This is a genomic window from Ruegeria sp. K3, assembly GCF_056531845.1.
The window spans coordinates 109,870-125,264 of record NZ_JBQFMM010000011.1 but is presented as its reverse complement, the minus strand read 5'-3'; the positions used below and the strand labels follow the sequence as shown (position 1 = coordinate 125,264).

The following is a 15,395-nucleotide window of genomic DNA, read 5'->3' as shown; positions in this document are numbered from 1 at the left end:
TGGGAGCGACCGAATTAGCTTTCAGAGCTGCAAATATCCTGTTATTCAACCAAATGGTTGACTGAAGCAGAAAAGGCATGTAATTCATCCAAATGGTTGAACGAGAGAATCGCTATGACCTAAGCGCTATATTGAAGGCCGCGTCCGACCCAACCCGCCGCGTGATCCTAACGATGCTCGCGCAGCAGGGCCCCTTGCGGGTGACGGATATTGCGCAGCAATTCGATATGAGCCTCAACTCGGTGTCCAAGCACATCAAGGTGCTCGAGAATGCTGGGCTGGTGCGGCGTCGGACGGAATGGCGCGAGCATCTGATCGAGGTGCAGATGGCCCCCTTGTCAGCCGTGGATGACTGGTTCGCCGGGCTGCGTTCGATCTGGGCGCTTCGGCTGGACGCCTTGGAAACTGCTTTGGAGGACCCAGAAGATGACGGAACTGTCCCTTGAAATAACCCGCGCCATTCCGCACCCGCCGGAAAAGGTGTTTGATGCTTGGCTAGACCCGGAAATGTTGGCCAAGTTCATGCTGCCCGGTCCCAACATGTCAGTGCCCGAAGCTTATTCTGACGCCAAGGTAGGGGGCCGGTTCAAGATCATCATGCGCGCGCCCGAGGCCGGGGACCTTCCGCATGAGGGCGAATACAAAGTGATCGACCGGCCCAATCGGCTGCAATTCACTTGGAACTCTCCTTACAGTCAGGACGATTCCACCGTGACGCTAGATTTCACGCCCACCGATAAGGGTACTGAATTGCGCCTGCACCACATCCGCTTCCCTTCGGAAGAAAGCCGAGACAATCATGAAGGCGGCTGGACCCGGATCCTTGAAGTGCTGGAGGTCGCGCTGTGATCAACTGGCTTGCCCTTGGCGCGGGAGTCATCGCCGCCTTTCTGCTGGGCTGGCTGGTCTACGGACCTGTGGGATTTCAGAAACGTTGGGCCGAAGGTACTCGGATCGATCCGACACCGCCTGACACACCACCTCTGCCTCAACTGGCAGCCCAGATCATATTTCTGATCCTGCTGGCTGCTGTGATCGCCGTGACCGAGACCACCAATAGCCTTGGCGTTGCAGTTCTGGCCATCCTTGCGGTGGCTGCTCAGGCCGCATCGGTCGGGGCATGGGCGCAGAAAAGCGGCTTCGCCATCGCAGTCGACACCGGATATGCGCTGGGCTGCGGCGTGGTGATGATATTGGCGCACGCTATCCTTTGATACATCGGCCCCTGCCCAGCTTGGGCGGGGGTTAGGTAATCCCCTGCCCCCCAAAAACTCCCGACTTTCCAAAGCTTGCAAACTGATGTATGGGCCTGTCATCTGAGACGTTGTGCCCTGACCCCGGCACTCGAATGGAAGATAAAGTGGGGTCGGCGGCAATGGGGCCGCCATGCAAACCGGAGACCCGCAGGGGCGGGAGTGCTCCGTTCTAGGATACGCATATGTTTGATGTAACAAAGAAATCGATTCAGTGGGGCGAAGAGACGCTGACACTGGAAACCGGCAAGGTTGCCCGTCAGGCCGACGGCAGCGTGATTGCCACGCTGGGTGAAACCAGCGTCATGGCGAACGTGACCTTTGCCCGTGCTCAAAAGCCCGGTCAGGATTTTTTCCCGCTGACCGTACACTATCAAGAAAAATACTATGCCGCCGGTAAGGTTCCGGGTGGCTTCTTCAAGCGCGAAGCGCGCCCGACCGAGAAAGAGACGCTGACCGCGCGTCTGATCGACCGTCCGATCCGCCCGCTGTTTGTTGACGGCTTCAAAAACGAAGTTCTGGTGATGTGCACCGTGCTGTCCCACGATCTGGTCAACGACCCCGACATCGTTGCGATGATCGCGGCATCCGCTGCTCTGACCATTTCCGGCGCGCCGTTCATGGGTCCGATCGCCGGTGCCCGCGTTGGTTTCGAGGATGGCGAATACGTTCTGAACCCGACCGTCGACGACATGCAGGACCTGCGCCTGAACCCTGAACAGCGTCTGGACCTGGTTGTCGCCGGTACCAAAGACGCCGTGATGATGGTGGAATCGGAAGCGTACGAACTGTCCGAGGCGGAAATGCTGGGCGCGGTAAACTTCGCGCATGAGCAAATTCAGCCCGTGATCGACCTGATCATCTCGCTGGCCGAAGAAGCCGCGAAAGAGCCGTTCGAATTTGTCGCCCCCGATTACTCGGAGCTGTCCGCCGCTGTTTCGGCTGCCGGTGAAGAGAAGATGCGCGCCGCGTTCGCGATCACCGACAAGCAAGAGCGCACCGCCGCTGTTGCCGCGGCCCGTGAAGCGATCAAGGAAGCGTTGACCGAAGAGCAACTAGAAGACGGCAACCTCGGTTCCGCTATGAAGAAGCTGGAAGCTGGCATTCTGCGCGGTGACGTCGTCAAAGGCGGCAAACGTATCGACGGTCGTTCGACCACCGATATCCGTTCGATCGTCGCAGAAACCTCGATGCTGCCGCGGACCCACGGTTCTGCCCTGTTCACCCGTGGTGAGACTCAGGCATTGGCCGTGACCACGCTGGGCACCGGTGACGACGAACAGTTCATCGACGCGCTACACGGCAACTTCAAATCGAACTTCCTGCTGCACTACAACTTCCCCCCCTACTCGGTTGGCGAAGTTGGCCGCGTGGGTGGTCCGGGCCGTCGTGAGATCGGCCACGGCAAGCTGGCATGGCGTGCCCTGCAGGCGGTTCTTCCTGCGGCGACCGACTTCCCCTACACGATCCGCATCGTGTCGGAGATCACCGAATCCAACGGCTCGTCCTCGATGGCGTCGGTTTGCGGTGGTTCGCTTTCGATGATGGATGCGGGCGTTCCGCTCAAAGCACCGGTTGCCGGTGTGGCCATGGGTCTGATCCTGGAAGATGACGGCAACTATGCCATCCTGTCGGACATTCTGGGTGACGAAGACCACCTTGGCGACATGGACTTCAAAGTGGCTGGCACCGAAAACGGCATCACCTCGCTGCAGATGGACATCAAGGTTGCGGGCATCACGCCTGAGATCATGGAGAAAGCCCTAGCGCAAGCCAAGGACGGCCGGATGCACATTCTGGGTGAGATGGGCAAAGCCCTGTCCGAGACCAACGAATTCTCGGTCCACGCGCCGCGCATCGAGACCATGAACATCCCCACCGACAAGATCCGTGAAGTGATCGGTTCAGGCGGCAAGGTCATCCGCGAGATCGTCGAGGTTTCGGGCGCCAAGGTCGACATCAATGACGACGGCGTCATCAAGATCGCTTCGCCCGACGGTGAATCGATCAAGAAGGCCTATGAGATGATCCACTCGATCGTTGCTGAGCCGGAAGAAGGCCAGATCTACACCGGTAAAGTGGTCAAGATCGTCGACTTCGGTGCCTTCGTGAACTTCTTTGGCAAGCGCGACGGTCTGGTGCACGTGTCCCAGATCGAAAACCGACGCCTGAACCATCCGTCGGATGTTCTGAAAGAAGGTCAGGAAGTAAAGGTCAAGCTGCTGGGCTTTGACGATCGCGGCAAGGTGCGCCTGTCGATGAAAGTTGTCGATCAGGAAACCGGCGAAGAGATCGTTCCCGAGAAGAAAGAAAAGAAAGAGGAAAGCGCAGAGTAATCTGCCTCTTTTGCAAGAACGAAGGCCCCGGTGATCCGCCGGGGCCTTTTTCTTTGGGCGAATGACGAGTGCCGTAGCGATGCTGTGGAATGTGCCGACCATCAGCTGGTGCTGGGGTAGGCTTCAATTTTGATGAGGCTACAATTCTGATTGTTGAGTGCATTGCCCTGAAACAGAGCCTCGCAACCACTTAAAACGTTGGTTTTACAGGCCCGAGGCATCTACTTGGGCGTTCTTTTCTACTCATTGCCGATAAATGAATGAATTTACGACGATATCCGATCGTTTCTTGGTTTATTTCTTTTCTTCGATCAAAAGCTCTTCTATGAGCGCGCCCAACAGTTGCGTCCTCGATTTGACCTTGGCTTTTTTGTAGATTGAATTGTTCTGGGACTTGATTGTTCCCTCGCTGGTCTCGCGCAGTTTAGCTATTTCTGCGAGGGACAGGCCCTTTACGGTGAGCAGTGCAACATCTCGTTCCGCAGCACTAAGGCCCCAACGGTCGAACTGTAGTTCCAGCATTCGAAAAAACTCGCCTTGAGCCTTTCGCAGGTTCTGTTTGACTTCTTGGTGACGTCGCAAAAACAGCCTGTGGCTTTGCCAAATCAAAAGCCCCCCAAGAATAAACCCAAATAGGGTGATGAGAGCCGTGATTTCATGGACCACCCAACTCGCGGAAAAAATGTAGTACCCTGTTATTTCGCCAATCAATTCGATCACAAACGTCAAAGCAGAGATCGCATATACAGCGATCCCCGCTTTGAACATGGCTTCTTTTTTAAACCATTTGTTCAAACCCCAATCTCGCTTGGGCTCAAGTTGGAAGCTGAATTAATCATCGTCGCCTTCGTCATCCCCTTCGCCATCGTCACCTTCACCGTCGCGCTCGCCATCGTCGCCTTCGCTATCGCGTTCGCCGTCATCGCCTTCGCTATCGCGTTCGCCGTCATCGCCTTCGCTGTCGCGCTCGCCATCGTCGCCCTCGCTGTCGCGCTCACCATCGTCGCCTTCGCTGTCGCGCTCACCATCGTCGCCTTCGCTATCGTTTTCCCCATCGCCTTCGTCATCGTCACCTTCGTCATCAAATCCTTCGTCGTCATCTTCGTCATCAAAATCTTCGTCGTCATCTTCCTCATCGTCGAACTCATCGTCTCGCTCTGAACGATCCCGAACGATGGTTCCGTCTTTCCCCAGCACCACTTCTCTCTCGATTCCAGGTCCAGTCGCTTCAAAGCGAAGATTCCCAAACAGCGTGTTGGTTATTTCGATTCGTTGGAAACCTTGTTCTGTGAGTTCGTCGATGATGTCTTGCTTGGTGGTTTGCGAAAGCGCCGTGGTGGCCATCAGAACGAAAGTTGATGTCAGACCGATAGTTTTCTTGTTCATGTTCCCATCCTCAAAGGAATTGCCAATTGAACTAAAACATCGGCGCTTTGCGATGGGAATATAACTTAGGTTGGTTAGGCCAGACTTGAACCAAAGAACTATATCCTCAACGGTACTGGGTGATGCGCGCAATGTGCGGGAACGTGGATTTGGAGAGCGCCGAAAAATTTTTCAGGAGCAAATTCCTGAATTTGATCTCGGACCGATCTGAATTTACAGCCATGTAGTTTTTGAAGGTGACACCGAGGATATGCCCGAAGCCAAGAAATTCGAAAAGCTCTTCTCTACTCCAATGATGCGATTTGTGGTGCCTAACAGTGCAGCGCTTAATGCGGCGATTCTGTTTGAGGCCGAAAAGATGCGTGAGGAAGACGAGGGTGCCTCAAAATCCAATCGCGGCGGATGGCACTCAAACGGAAACCTCTTTGATCGCGATGCGCCCGCTATTCAGAATTTGCGAGACGCGGCTGAAGATGCGGTGTTTCAAATAACGCGAAAGGTCTCAGACAAGGTTGAACTGGATAAACTTCGCCTGAAACTGTTCGGGTGGATAAACGACAATCCTTCCGGCGGGTACAATGCGCCGCATACTCATCCCGGCGCGCATTGGTCTGGAGTGTACTATGTTTCTCAACCCGAGATCGAAGAAGGTTCGTCTGGAATGATTGAGTTTCTCGACCCTCGAAACGAGTTGCCTCACTGGCGCATACTTCAGGCGAGTGCGTTTCGGAACAAAAAGAAGCTGCGCCCGGCAGCCGGCGAAATGATCCTTTTTCCATCCTATCTGACCCATTGGGTCCACCCAAACCAAAGTAAAGAAAGCCGCGTCACGGTTGCCTTCAACGCAACCTTTCGACGTCCAAAATCGGATCCCAGTTGATCGCCTCGAGATACGCAGCCTCTGTGGTATCGAACATCATGGCAATGTTTCGCCTGGTCAGCGCAGTCAGTGCGGTTTTCAGTTGCCATCAGAAGATACGATCCTTTGGCAGCGAGACCGCGTTCAACTGACGTATCCGATCCCAACCACCGCCTTGGCAGGCGTGCCCACAGTCGATCCAACCATAGCCAATCTGCCTTTTTCGATCAGTGCCGCTTTCGAGCCCTGCGCGTCACGGTAAACGATATGTTAACACTTCTAAGTTGAGTTAGCTCAAAGTTAAGGAAATCCAAATCATCTGGGACGTCGCCGCGCTTTGGCCTCTATCACCATCTTTGAGATCGACGGAGATCCGTTTGGCAACCCCAGTGTGACGGTGACCCAGGGGTTTCAGGTCACCATTACTGATGATGATAATTTTCTCGAAAATCCGGACAACAACGGCAGCCAACAGTTCGATACCCTCCCAATCCCCGGGCTGAACAACTCCGGCAGCTTTCAAATATTTGAAGGCTACAGCGCGACGGTCGGAGGTGCACCGGTCACCTACACACTGCTGCAATTCTCAGGCACGCAATATATCGTTGTGACCTCGGGAAACGTTGCTGTTAACGATGTACTGACAGGCAACTCACTGGCCCAGGGTACTGCACCTGCGGTCGAATATGACAACCTTCCCAGCTTTGTCTGCTTTACTTCGGGGTCACATATTCTGACACCATCGGGCCAGCGTCTGATCGAAGAAGTCAAAGCAGGCGATCATGTGATCACCACAGATGGCACCGGTCGGGCCGTGCGCTGGGTGGGTCGGCGACGGCTGAGTGAGGCGGATCTGAGACAGACCCCTAAGCATTGCCCGATCCGGATCAGTGCGGGCAGTCTTGGGCCGCAGACACCATCGCGAGATCTGCTGCTGTCACCTCAGCATCGGGTTGTCGTGTCCTCACCTGCATTGGAATTGCATCATAGTCACCCGATGATGTTGGCGACGGCCAAGTCTCTGCTCAACGACAAGTCTATCACGCAAGTTCCGCCAAGCGGGGGCGTCGAGTACATTCACATTCTATTCGACCAGCATGAGCTGGTGAATGTCGAAGGATTGTGGTCGGAATCGTTTTATCCCGGCGGATATACGCTGGACGCGATGAGCAGTGCAGTGAAGGAGGAACTATTCGAGCTGTTCCCTGAGCTTCATTCCGACACAGGCGGCTATGGTGATACGGTGCTGCCGGTTCTGAAACCGTACGAAGTGCAGATGCTGCGCCCGGAGCTATCTGCCCCTTGCGGCGCAACCTCGGCGTTTGCGCATTAAAAGAAGGCGGGGGCTTTCGCCCCCTGCCCGTTGATCCGATTACGACGGCGCTTTGGTTTTGCGCAGATAGGGGAAGATCGTCTCGAACTCGCCGAACTTCTCTTTTGCCTCATCGTTGGAGACCGCAGGTGGAATGATCACATCCTCACCCGGCACCCAATTTGCGGGGGTTGCCACGCCCTTGGCGCTCATCTGCAGGCCATCCAGCGCACGCAGAATCTCGGCAAAGTTGCGGCCCACGGTCATCGGGTAGGTCATGGACAGTTTCAACTGCTTATCGGGTCCGATGATAAAGACAGAGCGTACAGTTGCGCTGTCGGCAGGCGTGCGGCCGTCGGGCAGATAGGCCTCGGCCGGCAGCATGTCGAAGGCTTTGGACACAGCCAGACCGTCATCGGCGATGATCGGGAAGCCGGGGTTGGCGTTGCCATAGGCCTCGATATCTTTTTTCCACTTTTTATGATCTTCGACACCATCGACCGACACGCCGATCACTTTGGTGTTTCGCGCCGCCCATTCATCGTTCAACTGCGCAACTGCCGAAAACTCGGTCGTGCAAACAGGGGTGAAGTCCTTGGGGTGTGAGAACAGGATGGCCCAGCTATCGCCAATCCAGTCATGAAACTGGACGGTGCCCTGATCTGTCTCTGCGGTGAAATTCGGGACCGTATCATTGATGCGCAAACCCATTGGGAAACTCCTTTCCTGTGAAAAATCGCGAGTCGATTGCTGCCAACCTAATCACTTTGCGCAGAGGTTAAACCATTCATGTTGCGCTGTCAGAAGATTCAGTAGGTAGATAATTTGATCAAATTATGTTTTACCCTTGCCCGACACCCGGGTGGGTGACAGAGTGCGAATGAAAACCGACCGTTCGGTCGATTGATTCCTGATCCGGAGGATGAGCCATGATCGAAAAACGCGATTTCTATATCAACGGCAAATGGGTCGCCCCATCAGAGCCGAATGATTTCGAAGTGATCGACCCGTCGACCGAAGAACCATGCGCGGTGATCTCGCTAGGGTCAGAGGCTGACACTAACGCAGCGGTCGCCGCGGCCAAAGCTGCTCTGCCTGGTTGGATGGCAACCCCGGTGGACGAGCGCATCGCTTTGGTAGAGAAACTGGTCGATATTTACGCCACCCGCTCAGAGGATCTGGCCCAGGCGATGTCGATGGAGATGGGTGCACCGATCGATATGGCGCGCAGCCAGCAATCGGGCGCGGGGATCTATCACCTGAAAAACTTCATCCGTGCCGCCAAGGCGTTCCAATTCGAACGCCCAATGGGCGATCATGCGCCGAATGACCGGATCATCTATGAAGCGGTGGGTGTGGCAGCCCTGATCACCCCATGGAATTGGCCGATGAATCAGGTCACGCTCAAAGTCGGGGCCGGCGCGATTGCGGGCTGCACGATGGTGCTGAAACCGTCCGAGCAAAGTCCGCTAAACGCGATGATCTTTGCAGAGATGATGGATGAGGCTGGCTTCCCGGCTGGTGTTTTCAACCTGGTGAATGGCGATGGCGTGGGCGTGGGCTCTCAGCTCTCGGGGCACGCAGATGTTGATATGGTCAGCTTCACCGGTTCGACCCGCGCGGGCACTGCGATTTCCAAGAATGCGGCGGATACACTGAAGAAAGTGCATCTGGAACTGGGCGGCAAAGGGGCCAATGTGGTCTTCGCCGATGCCGACGAAAAGGCGGTAAAACGCGGCGTCCTGCACATGATGAACAACACCGGTCAAAGCTGTAACGCGCCCAGCCGGATGCTGGTGCAGCGTCCGATCTATGATCAGGCGGTTGAGACAGCCGCCGAAGTGGCAAACAAGGTCACCGTCGGCAGTGCCGCCGAAGAAGGCCGACATATCGGACCGGTGGTGAACGAAGTGCAGTGGACCAAAATTCAGGACCTGATCCAGAAAGGAATTGATGAGGGCGCGCGTCTGGTTGCAGGCGGCACGGGTCGGCCAGAGGGGCTGAACAAGGGCTATTATGTGCGCCCAACGGTTTTTGCCGATGCCAATAACCAGATGACGATCGCGCGCGAGGAGATCTTTGGCCCGGTTCTGACCATGATCCCCTTCGATACCGAAGAAGAAGCCATCGAGATTGCCAATGACACACCTTACGGGCTGACCAATTATGTTCAGACCCAAGACGGTGCACGCGCCAACCGAATGGCTCGCGTCTTGCGGTCGGGCATGGTTGAGATGAACGGCCAGTCGCGCAGCGCTGGGTCCCCGTTTGGTGGGATGAAACAGTCCGGCAATGGCCGCGAAGGCGGGGTTTGGGGCTTGGAGGACTTCCTTGAGGTCAAGGCCGTCGGGGGCTGGGCTACCGAATAACCCGGTTTTGGTGGTATCAAAATGTGAGGCACCCTAAGGGTGCCTCGCTTTGTTTCTTAGGCAGGTCGGACGATAAGCTGCGGCTCTCCGTCCGACGTGTGACGGGTGGATCGACCATCCCAGCCAATCTCACCTGTCACCCGCTGGCGAAGGGACGAAAAACTGTCGAACCGGACCACATCTACGGGCACGTCGAACTGCAGGGTCACCCGGCGATGTCCGCCATCCCCAATCATGGTCAGACCGCGGATTTCGGCGGTGAAGGGCTGACCCAGATATCGGCCCTCAACCCGGTCACCAACGCGCAACTGCACTCGATTTCCTGCCATCGCGTGCAACGTGTTCCAATCCCGCGCACCGAGTTGATGCGCCAACAGTTCCAGCGCCTCGCTATGCGATAGCTTCACTCCGGCGTCCTGCAGGCGTTTGCGCAGGCGTTTTGCCTGCTCTTTCAGCTCCGCAACCGGAGCGATGTTCTGAGTATGTGTCATGGTGTGCCTCGTTTCCTGAAACGGGCGCGAAATCTGGACGGGGTTCGCATTGCCATCCGCGCGCCTGGAAAGGGCAACAGATGTGATTCAATCGGGTTTCACCAAAGCCTAAGGCCGCGAACGGCAGGGGACCCGAACCTGCCGTGCATATGGCAACGACGCGCCAGAATGTCAATCAGGCGTCGGCCTGCGCCGCCTCATAGGCCAGCATGGCGCGCTTGACGGGCAGTCCCCAGTGGTAGCCACCCAGGCCGCCCGATTTGCGTAAGGCACGGTGGCAGGGGATCAGCCAACTGACCGGGTTGCGCCCAACTGCGGTGCCTACGGCGCGCACCGCTTGGGGTGAGCCGACCCGCTGCGCGATCTCGGAATAGGTGGTGACCTGCCCCGAAGGGATGTGCATCAGCGCTTCCCATACCTTGATCTGCAGTGGTGAGCCGATCAGGTAGAGCGGGGTCGGCTCCAACCGGTCGCTGGCCGCACCGAAGGCGCTGAGCACCCAAGGCCGCAGGCGCATCGGGTCCTCGACAAAATCAGCATTGGGCCAACGAGAGATCATGTCTTCCATCGCCGCCTCCTCGCCTGTCTCGGCCCCAAAGGCGATTCCACAGATTCCCTTGTCAGTTCCCATAACCAGCGCAGGGCCAAAGGGGCACTCGAACCAGCCCCAGTAGATCGTGAGACCTGCGCCTTTGCGGGCATATTCACCGGGGCTCATGGATTCCCATTTCAGGAACAGGTCATGAAGCCGCCCACTGCCGGACAGCCCCACATTATGAGCGGTTTCCAGCGTGGTGAAACGCTCGTGCAACAGGGCTTTGGCATGGCCGAGAGTCAGGTATTGCTGGTATCGCTTCGGCGAGACCCCGGTCCAGCGTGAGAACAGACGCTGAAAGTGGGCAGGGCTCATATCCATCTGGCGAGCCAACTCATCAAGACTGAGACTCTCTCCCCCTTGATCGATCAATTCGATCGCGCGCCGCATGACGTTATAATGATATCCGCTTTCTGCTGTCTGGACGTTCATCAGTCACCTCATCAGTTACAGGAACAGTAACTTGCCCCTGTCGATCTTGCGACCCGGAACCTGCGCTTTATCTTGTCAACTGAGTTGACGAATCAAATCGATTTCTCCTACCATTCAGGTATGGGACACAGGTTGGATCAGCTTTATCAGGCAGTTCAGGCCACCCGGCCTTTGCTGCGGAACATCACGGCAGCAGTTGAGCAGGGCAGCCAGCGCAAAGGCGTGACCGTCGGGCAACGTGCCCTTTTGGAAGGTCTGTCGCTATCTCCCGGCGCGACAGCCCCGATGCTATGCGCCGAGCTGCAGCTGAAACGACAATATGTCTCGCGCATCTTAAAAGAGTTGATGGGTGCACAGCTGATCGAAAGCCAGCCCAATCCCAAACGTGCAGGCACCTACTGCTACCGGCTGAGCCCAGCGGGCGAAGAGACGATCACGGCTATCAGAGCGGATGAGATGGCCAAGCTGACACGCTTTGCACAGGATTTTTCTGCGTCAGAGCTTGTCGCCTATCACAAGGTTCAGCTGGCCCTGACCCGCTATTTCGCAGAACTCGCCAAGGAGGCCTGACATGACCGTCCTTTGGATAATGGCGGCAAGCATCATGATCGCCGTGTTGTACATCCTCTTGCAAATCCGAAAGATTGGCACTCCGACAACCGGACCCAAAATAGACCTGGCATCGCGGCCTGAAACGGCGCTGCTGGTGATCGATATGCAAACAGATTTTACCTCGATACCCACATGGGATGACGCGCAAATTGAGGGTGCGTTGTCGACGATCCGGTCAACGACGGACAGCGCCCGCCAGTCTGACTGGTCCGTGATTGCCATCCGTCATGAATTCAAGGGACGGCTGGCGAACTTGCTGAACGGGTGGTTCAATCAGGGGCGCGGCAACGCAGGTTCCGACGGAGTTGGGTTGGATCCGCGTCTTGCGCTGAATCCCGATGCCGAGTTTGTAAAATCCGTAGGTGACGCCTTTTCTTCGCCGGGCTTTGAACGGTTCCTGCAAGACAAACGGATCGGAACGCTGGTTCTGACAGGGTTGGACGGGTGTCATTGCGTGAATAAGACCGCGCAGGGCGCGCTCAATCGAGGATATCGGGTTCAGATCAATTCGGCAGCCGTTCTGGCGGCTGATCCGAACCGGTGGCAGGGGATCAGGGATCAACTTGCAACGGCGGGGGTGGATTTCCGACTGCAGACGTGAGGCATAGGGATAAATCGACCAAGACCCGCGCCTAGGCAAAATCAAAACGCACCTTTTCAATTGCGACCGCTTGTCTGGCAGGGCATTAAGGCTCGGATGGCCAAACAACTCGGATACCACAAGATCCGCGAGATCTTTACGCGTTTTCACGACGCCGACCCTGAACCCAAGGGCGAGTTGGAGCATGTAAACGTCTATACTCTGGTCGTTGCCGTCGCACTGTCAGCGCAGGCGACCGATGCCGGCGTCAACAAGGCTACGCGCGCGCTATTCAAGATCGCCGACACGCCGCAGAAGATGCTGGAACTGGGCGAAGAAGGTCTGATCGAACACATCAAGACCATCGGCCTGTTCCGCCAGAAGGCCAAGAACGTAATCAAGCTGAGTCGCATTCTGGTCGAAGACTATGGCGGTGAGGTGCCCAACTCCCGCGCGGCGCTTCAATCGCTACCGGGTGTGGGGCGCAAGACAGCCAATGTTGTCCTGAACATGTGGTGGCGATATCCGGCGCAGGCCGTGGACACGCATATCTTTCGCGTCGGCAACCGCACCGGCATCTGCCCGGGCAAGAATGTGGACGCCGTCGAACGCGCTATCGAAGACAACATACCGACCGACTTTCAGCTGCATGCGCATCACTGGCTGATCCTGCATGGCCGCTATCACTGCAAGGCACGCAAACCGCAGTGCCCGACCTGTATCATCCGCGATCTCTGCGAATTTGAGGACAAGACTCTATGAAAACCTACCAACTGACCGGCATCGGAAACGCCGTTGTGGACGTGATTTCCCAAGCCGATGACAGTTTCCTTGAGCTGATGGGCATCGAAAAGGGTATCATGCAGCTGATCGAACAGGAACGCGGCGAGGTACTGTACGCCTCGATGGAAAGCCGGGTGCAGACTCCGGGTGGCTCGGTTGCCAATACCATTGCGGGTGCGGGTGCACTGGGTCTGGATTCGGCGTTTATCGGGCGGGTGCATGATGATGCGCTGGGCCGTTTCTATGCCGATGCGATGAACGAAGACGGGGTGGATTTTGTGAACCCGCCGGTGCCGGGGGGCGAGCTGCCAACCTCGCGTTCGATGATCTTTGTCTCACCGGATGGCGAGCGGTCGATGAACACCTATCTGGGTATTTCGTCCGAGCTGTCTTCTCGGGATGTCTCGGAAGACGTCGCGGGCAACAGCCAGATCATGTTCCTCGAGGGCTATCTGTTCGACAAGGAAAAGGGCAAGGCGGCATTCCTGGAGGCCGCGCGCAACTGCCACAAGGGTGGCGGCAAGGCGGGCATCGCCATTTCTGACCCGTTCTGTGTAGAACGGCACCGGGTCGATTTCCTGCTGCTGATCGAGAATGAGCTGGATTTTGTAATCGGCAACGAGGCCGAAATCAAATCGCTGTTCGAAACCGACGATCTTGAAGAGGCGCTGGCGAAAACGGCCGAGATTTGCCCTCTGGTCGTCTGCACCCGGTCTGGCGACGGGGTGACCGTTCTGAACGGCGACGCGCGCATCGACGTACCAGTTGAAAAGATCGTCCCCGTGGACGCGACCGGCGCGGGCGATCAATTCGCCGCCGGGTTCCTTTATGGCATGGCAACAGGCCGCGATTACGAGACCTGTGCGCGGATCGGCAATGTCTGTGCCCGCGAGGTGATCAGCCATATCGGCCCGCGCCCTGAGGCGAACATGCAGGAGTTGCTGCAGGCTGAGGGATTGCTCTGATCCCGCGAAACGCAACGTAACGCTGGTGCGTCACATTTCGGAATGGCTACCCTTTTTTTGGATGTAAGGGGGGAGCCAATTCATGTTGGGCAGAGCACTCAGGATCACCGCAGGAACATTGGCGTTGGGGCTTGTGGCCGGCGTTGGGTACCTGCTGATCTCTCCGCCCGACCTGTTGCGAGTCGGGACCAACTATTCTGCCAAGATCGTCTGTTCTAACGTGTTCATCGCCAGGCGGGATGCGCAGGAGGTACTGGCGGTTGATGTGCAGGCGCCCGGGCATCCGTTGCTGAAACACGTCTCGGTCTCGGTAGACCCCGAGGCGCAATCAGTATCCGCAAAGCTACTCGGGATCTTCGCCCCTGCGACCAGCCAATATCGCGAGGGGCTTGGATGTGCGAATACGCATGAGGCCCAACCGGTCAACGCCCAGCTAAACACTCTGCCCGCGCTGTCTGATGCACTTTGGCCGGAAGGCACCACCGTGGCCCCAGCGCAGAACTCCAAATTGGCAATGGTTCTGTCGGACCCGACCATTCTGGGAAAGGGCTTCCGCGCCGTAGTTGTGGTGCATGATGGCCGGATCATTGGTGAGGCTTATGCGGATGGATTCGACGAAAATACCCCTCTTCTGGTCTGGTCAATGACCAAAACCATAACCTCTGGATTGATTGGAACGCTGATAAAATCCGGTCAGATGAAGTTGACGGATACACTGGTCGATTCATTTCCCGATTGGGCAGAGGACAACCGGCAGCACATTACCGTCGAGGATATGTTGACCATGTCCAGCGGCCTGCGATGGAACGAAGGCTATGGTGACGTCTCGGACGTGACTCGGATGTTATATCTGAGCGACGACATGGCGGGGTTTGTCACTTCGCTTGAGGCCGAGGCTGAGCCAAATACTGAATTCAACTATTCGTCGGGCACATCCACCGTCTTGGCGCGGGTCTGGCAGGATCAGGTCAAAGATGACAGCTTGTCCTATCCGCAGCGCGCACTCCTGCTGCCACTGGGCATGACCTCGGCCATACTTGAAACTGATGTTTCTGACACCTTTGTCGGCTCAAGCTATATGTACGCCACAGCGCGGGATTGGGCACGATATGGGCAATTCCTGCTGCAGGGCGGCACATGGGACGGGCAGCAAATTCTGCCCGAAGGGTTCACTGACTGGATGTTCGAACCGGTTGCTGTCTCGGGCGGGGCATATGCCAAAGGTCACTTGTGGCGCGACGTGCCGGGTGGAGAACCCCCGTTCGAAGATGCGGTCTGGATGGCCGGACATGATGGGCAATCGGTCGGGATATTCCCTTCGCGTGATTTGGTGATCGTGCGATTGGGGCTTACACCGTCCGATACCGGTTATTCCCCGCTGCCGCTGGCCAAAGCGGTGATTACGGCGCTTGGTTCCTAAAC

General features: G+C 56.7%; 17 protein-coding genes. 12 read left to right on the top strand and 5 right to left on the bottom strand.

The genetic code is table 11. The features are described 5' to 3' along the window. The first annotated feature begins 92 nt into the window (after nt 1–92). The 4 genes from ACR0MP_RS18350 to pnp all read left to right on the top strand — a co-directional run bounded on the left by ACR0MP_RS18350 (nt 93) and on the right by pnp (nt 3,589). Nucleotides 93–446, top strand: a complete 354-nt coding sequence (locus tag ACR0MP_RS18350) for a metalloregulator ArsR/SmtB family transcription factor (RefSeq protein ID WP_170408502.1) — start codon at nt 93–95, stop codon at nt 444–446. Then, nucleotides 427–849, top strand: a complete 423-nt coding sequence (locus ACR0MP_RS18345) for an SRPBCC family protein (protein ID WP_170408503.1) — start codon at nt 427–429, stop codon at nt 847–849. Before ACR0MP_RS18350 ends, ACR0MP_RS18345 begins: the two co-directional genes overlap by 20 nt. Then, nucleotides 846–1,214, top strand: a complete 369-nt coding sequence (locus ACR0MP_RS18340; protein ID WP_170737213.1) for a DUF1761 family protein — start codon at nt 846–848, stop codon at nt 1,212–1,214. The genes ACR0MP_RS18345 and ACR0MP_RS18340 overlap by 4 nt, the downstream gene beginning before the upstream one ends. 224 nt (nt 1,215–1,438) lie before the next feature. Continuing rightward, entirely contained in the window at nt 1,439–3,589 is a 2,151-nt protein-coding gene (pnp, locus tag ACR0MP_RS18335) for a polyribonucleotide nucleotidyltransferase (RefSeq protein ID WP_170515055.1), read from the top strand. A 294-nt stretch (nt 3,590–3,883) separates the two neighbouring features. Here the strand turns inward: pnp and ACR0MP_RS18330 are convergent, their stop codons facing one another. Together ACR0MP_RS18330 and ACR0MP_RS18325 are read right to left on the bottom strand one after the other, a co-directional pair. Then, on the bottom strand, nt 3,884–4,384 hold the full coding sequence (locus tag ACR0MP_RS18330) for a helix-turn-helix transcriptional regulator (RefSeq protein ID WP_170394711.1): 501 nt from the start codon (nt 4,382–4,384) through the stop codon (nt 3,884–3,886). A 36-nt stretch (nt 4,385–4,420) separates the two neighbouring features. After that, complete coding sequence (locus ACR0MP_RS18325) at nt 4,421–4,975, bottom strand: hypothetical protein (protein WP_170660579.1); 555 nt, start codon at nt 4,973–4,975, stop codon at nt 4,421–4,423. 250 nt (nt 4,976–5,225) lie between these two features. On the opposite strand from ACR0MP_RS18325, the gene ACR0MP_RS18320 reads away from it, so the two are divergent. Beyond that, the gene (locus ACR0MP_RS18320) at nt 5,226–5,855 is read left to right on the top strand and encodes a TIGR02466 family protein (RefSeq protein ID WP_480887464.1); all 630 of its coding nucleotides are present in this window, start codon (nt 5,226–5,228) and stop codon (nt 5,853–5,855) included. A 316-nt stretch (nt 5,856–6,171) separates the two neighbouring features. Beyond that, nucleotides 6,172–7,167, top strand: a complete 996-nt coding sequence (locus tag ACR0MP_RS18315) for a Hint domain-containing protein (protein WP_170737209.1) — start codon at nt 6,172–6,174, stop codon at nt 7,165–7,167. 39 nt (nt 7,168–7,206) lie between these two features. Here the strand turns inward: ACR0MP_RS18315 and ACR0MP_RS18310 are convergent, their stop codons facing one another. Then, entirely contained in the window at nt 7,207–7,857 is a 651-nt protein-coding gene (locus tag ACR0MP_RS18310) for a peroxiredoxin (RefSeq protein ID WP_170408508.1), read from the bottom strand. A 218-nt stretch (nt 7,858–8,075) separates the two neighbouring features. Here ACR0MP_RS18310 and ACR0MP_RS18305 point away from each other — a divergent pair, with 218 nt between their 5' ends. Next, a complete protein-coding gene (locus ACR0MP_RS18305) occupies nt 8,076–9,515 on the top strand; it encodes an aldehyde dehydrogenase family protein (RefSeq protein ID WP_480887466.1) in 1,440 nt (479 codons plus the stop codon). A gap of 56 nt (nt 9,516–9,571) precedes the next feature. On the opposite strand, the gene ACR0MP_RS18300 is transcribed toward ACR0MP_RS18305, so the two are convergent. Both ACR0MP_RS18300 and ACR0MP_RS18295 read right to left on the bottom strand, forming a co-directional pair. Further along, nucleotides 9,572–10,006 carry a glyoxalase superfamily protein gene (locus tag ACR0MP_RS18300; RefSeq protein WP_170408510.1) on the bottom strand — a complete coding sequence of 145 codons (435 nt, stop codon included), beginning with the start codon at nt 10,004–10,006 and terminating at the stop codon, nt 9,572–9,574. 175 nt (nt 10,007–10,181) lie between these two features. Beyond that, nucleotides 10,182–11,033 (bottom strand): bifunctional helix-turn-helix domain-containing protein/methylated-DNA--[protein]-cysteine S-methyltransferase, encoded by an 852-nt coding sequence (locus ACR0MP_RS18295; protein WP_170394731.1) that lies wholly within the window; start codon nt 11,031–11,033, stop codon nt 10,182–10,184. Between the two features lie 120 nt (nt 11,034–11,153). Between ACR0MP_RS18295 and ACR0MP_RS18290 the strand changes: the two genes are divergently transcribed. The 5 genes from ACR0MP_RS18290 (at nt 11,154) to ACR0MP_RS18270 (ending at nt 15,393) form a co-directional block, all read left to right on the top strand. Next, on the top strand, nt 11,154–11,603 hold the full coding sequence (locus ACR0MP_RS18290; RefSeq protein ID WP_170737240.1) for a MarR family winged helix-turn-helix transcriptional regulator: 450 nt from the start codon (nt 11,154–11,156) through the stop codon (nt 11,601–11,603). A 1-nt stretch (nt 11,604) separates the two neighbouring features. Further along, nucleotides 11,605–12,246, top strand: coding sequence for a cysteine hydrolase family protein (locus ACR0MP_RS18285; RefSeq protein WP_170408512.1), 642 nt, complete (start codon nt 11,605–11,607; stop codon nt 12,244–12,246). A 96-nt stretch (nt 12,247–12,342) separates the two neighbouring features. Next, on the top strand, nt 12,343–12,987 hold the full coding sequence (gene nth, locus ACR0MP_RS18280; RefSeq protein WP_170737201.1) for an endonuclease III: 645 nt from the start codon (nt 12,343–12,345) through the stop codon (nt 12,985–12,987). Further along, nucleotides 12,984–13,973, top strand: coding sequence for an adenosine kinase (locus tag ACR0MP_RS18275; protein ID WP_480887469.1), 990 nt, complete (start codon nt 12,984–12,986; stop codon nt 13,971–13,973). Before nth ends, ACR0MP_RS18275 begins: the two co-directional genes overlap by 4 nt. Before the next feature lie 82 nt (nt 13,974–14,055). Then, a complete protein-coding gene (locus ACR0MP_RS18270) occupies nt 14,056–15,393 on the top strand; it encodes a serine hydrolase domain-containing protein (protein WP_480887471.1) in 1,338 nt (445 codons plus the stop codon). Nucleotides 15,394–15,395: the final 2 nt, after the last annotated feature.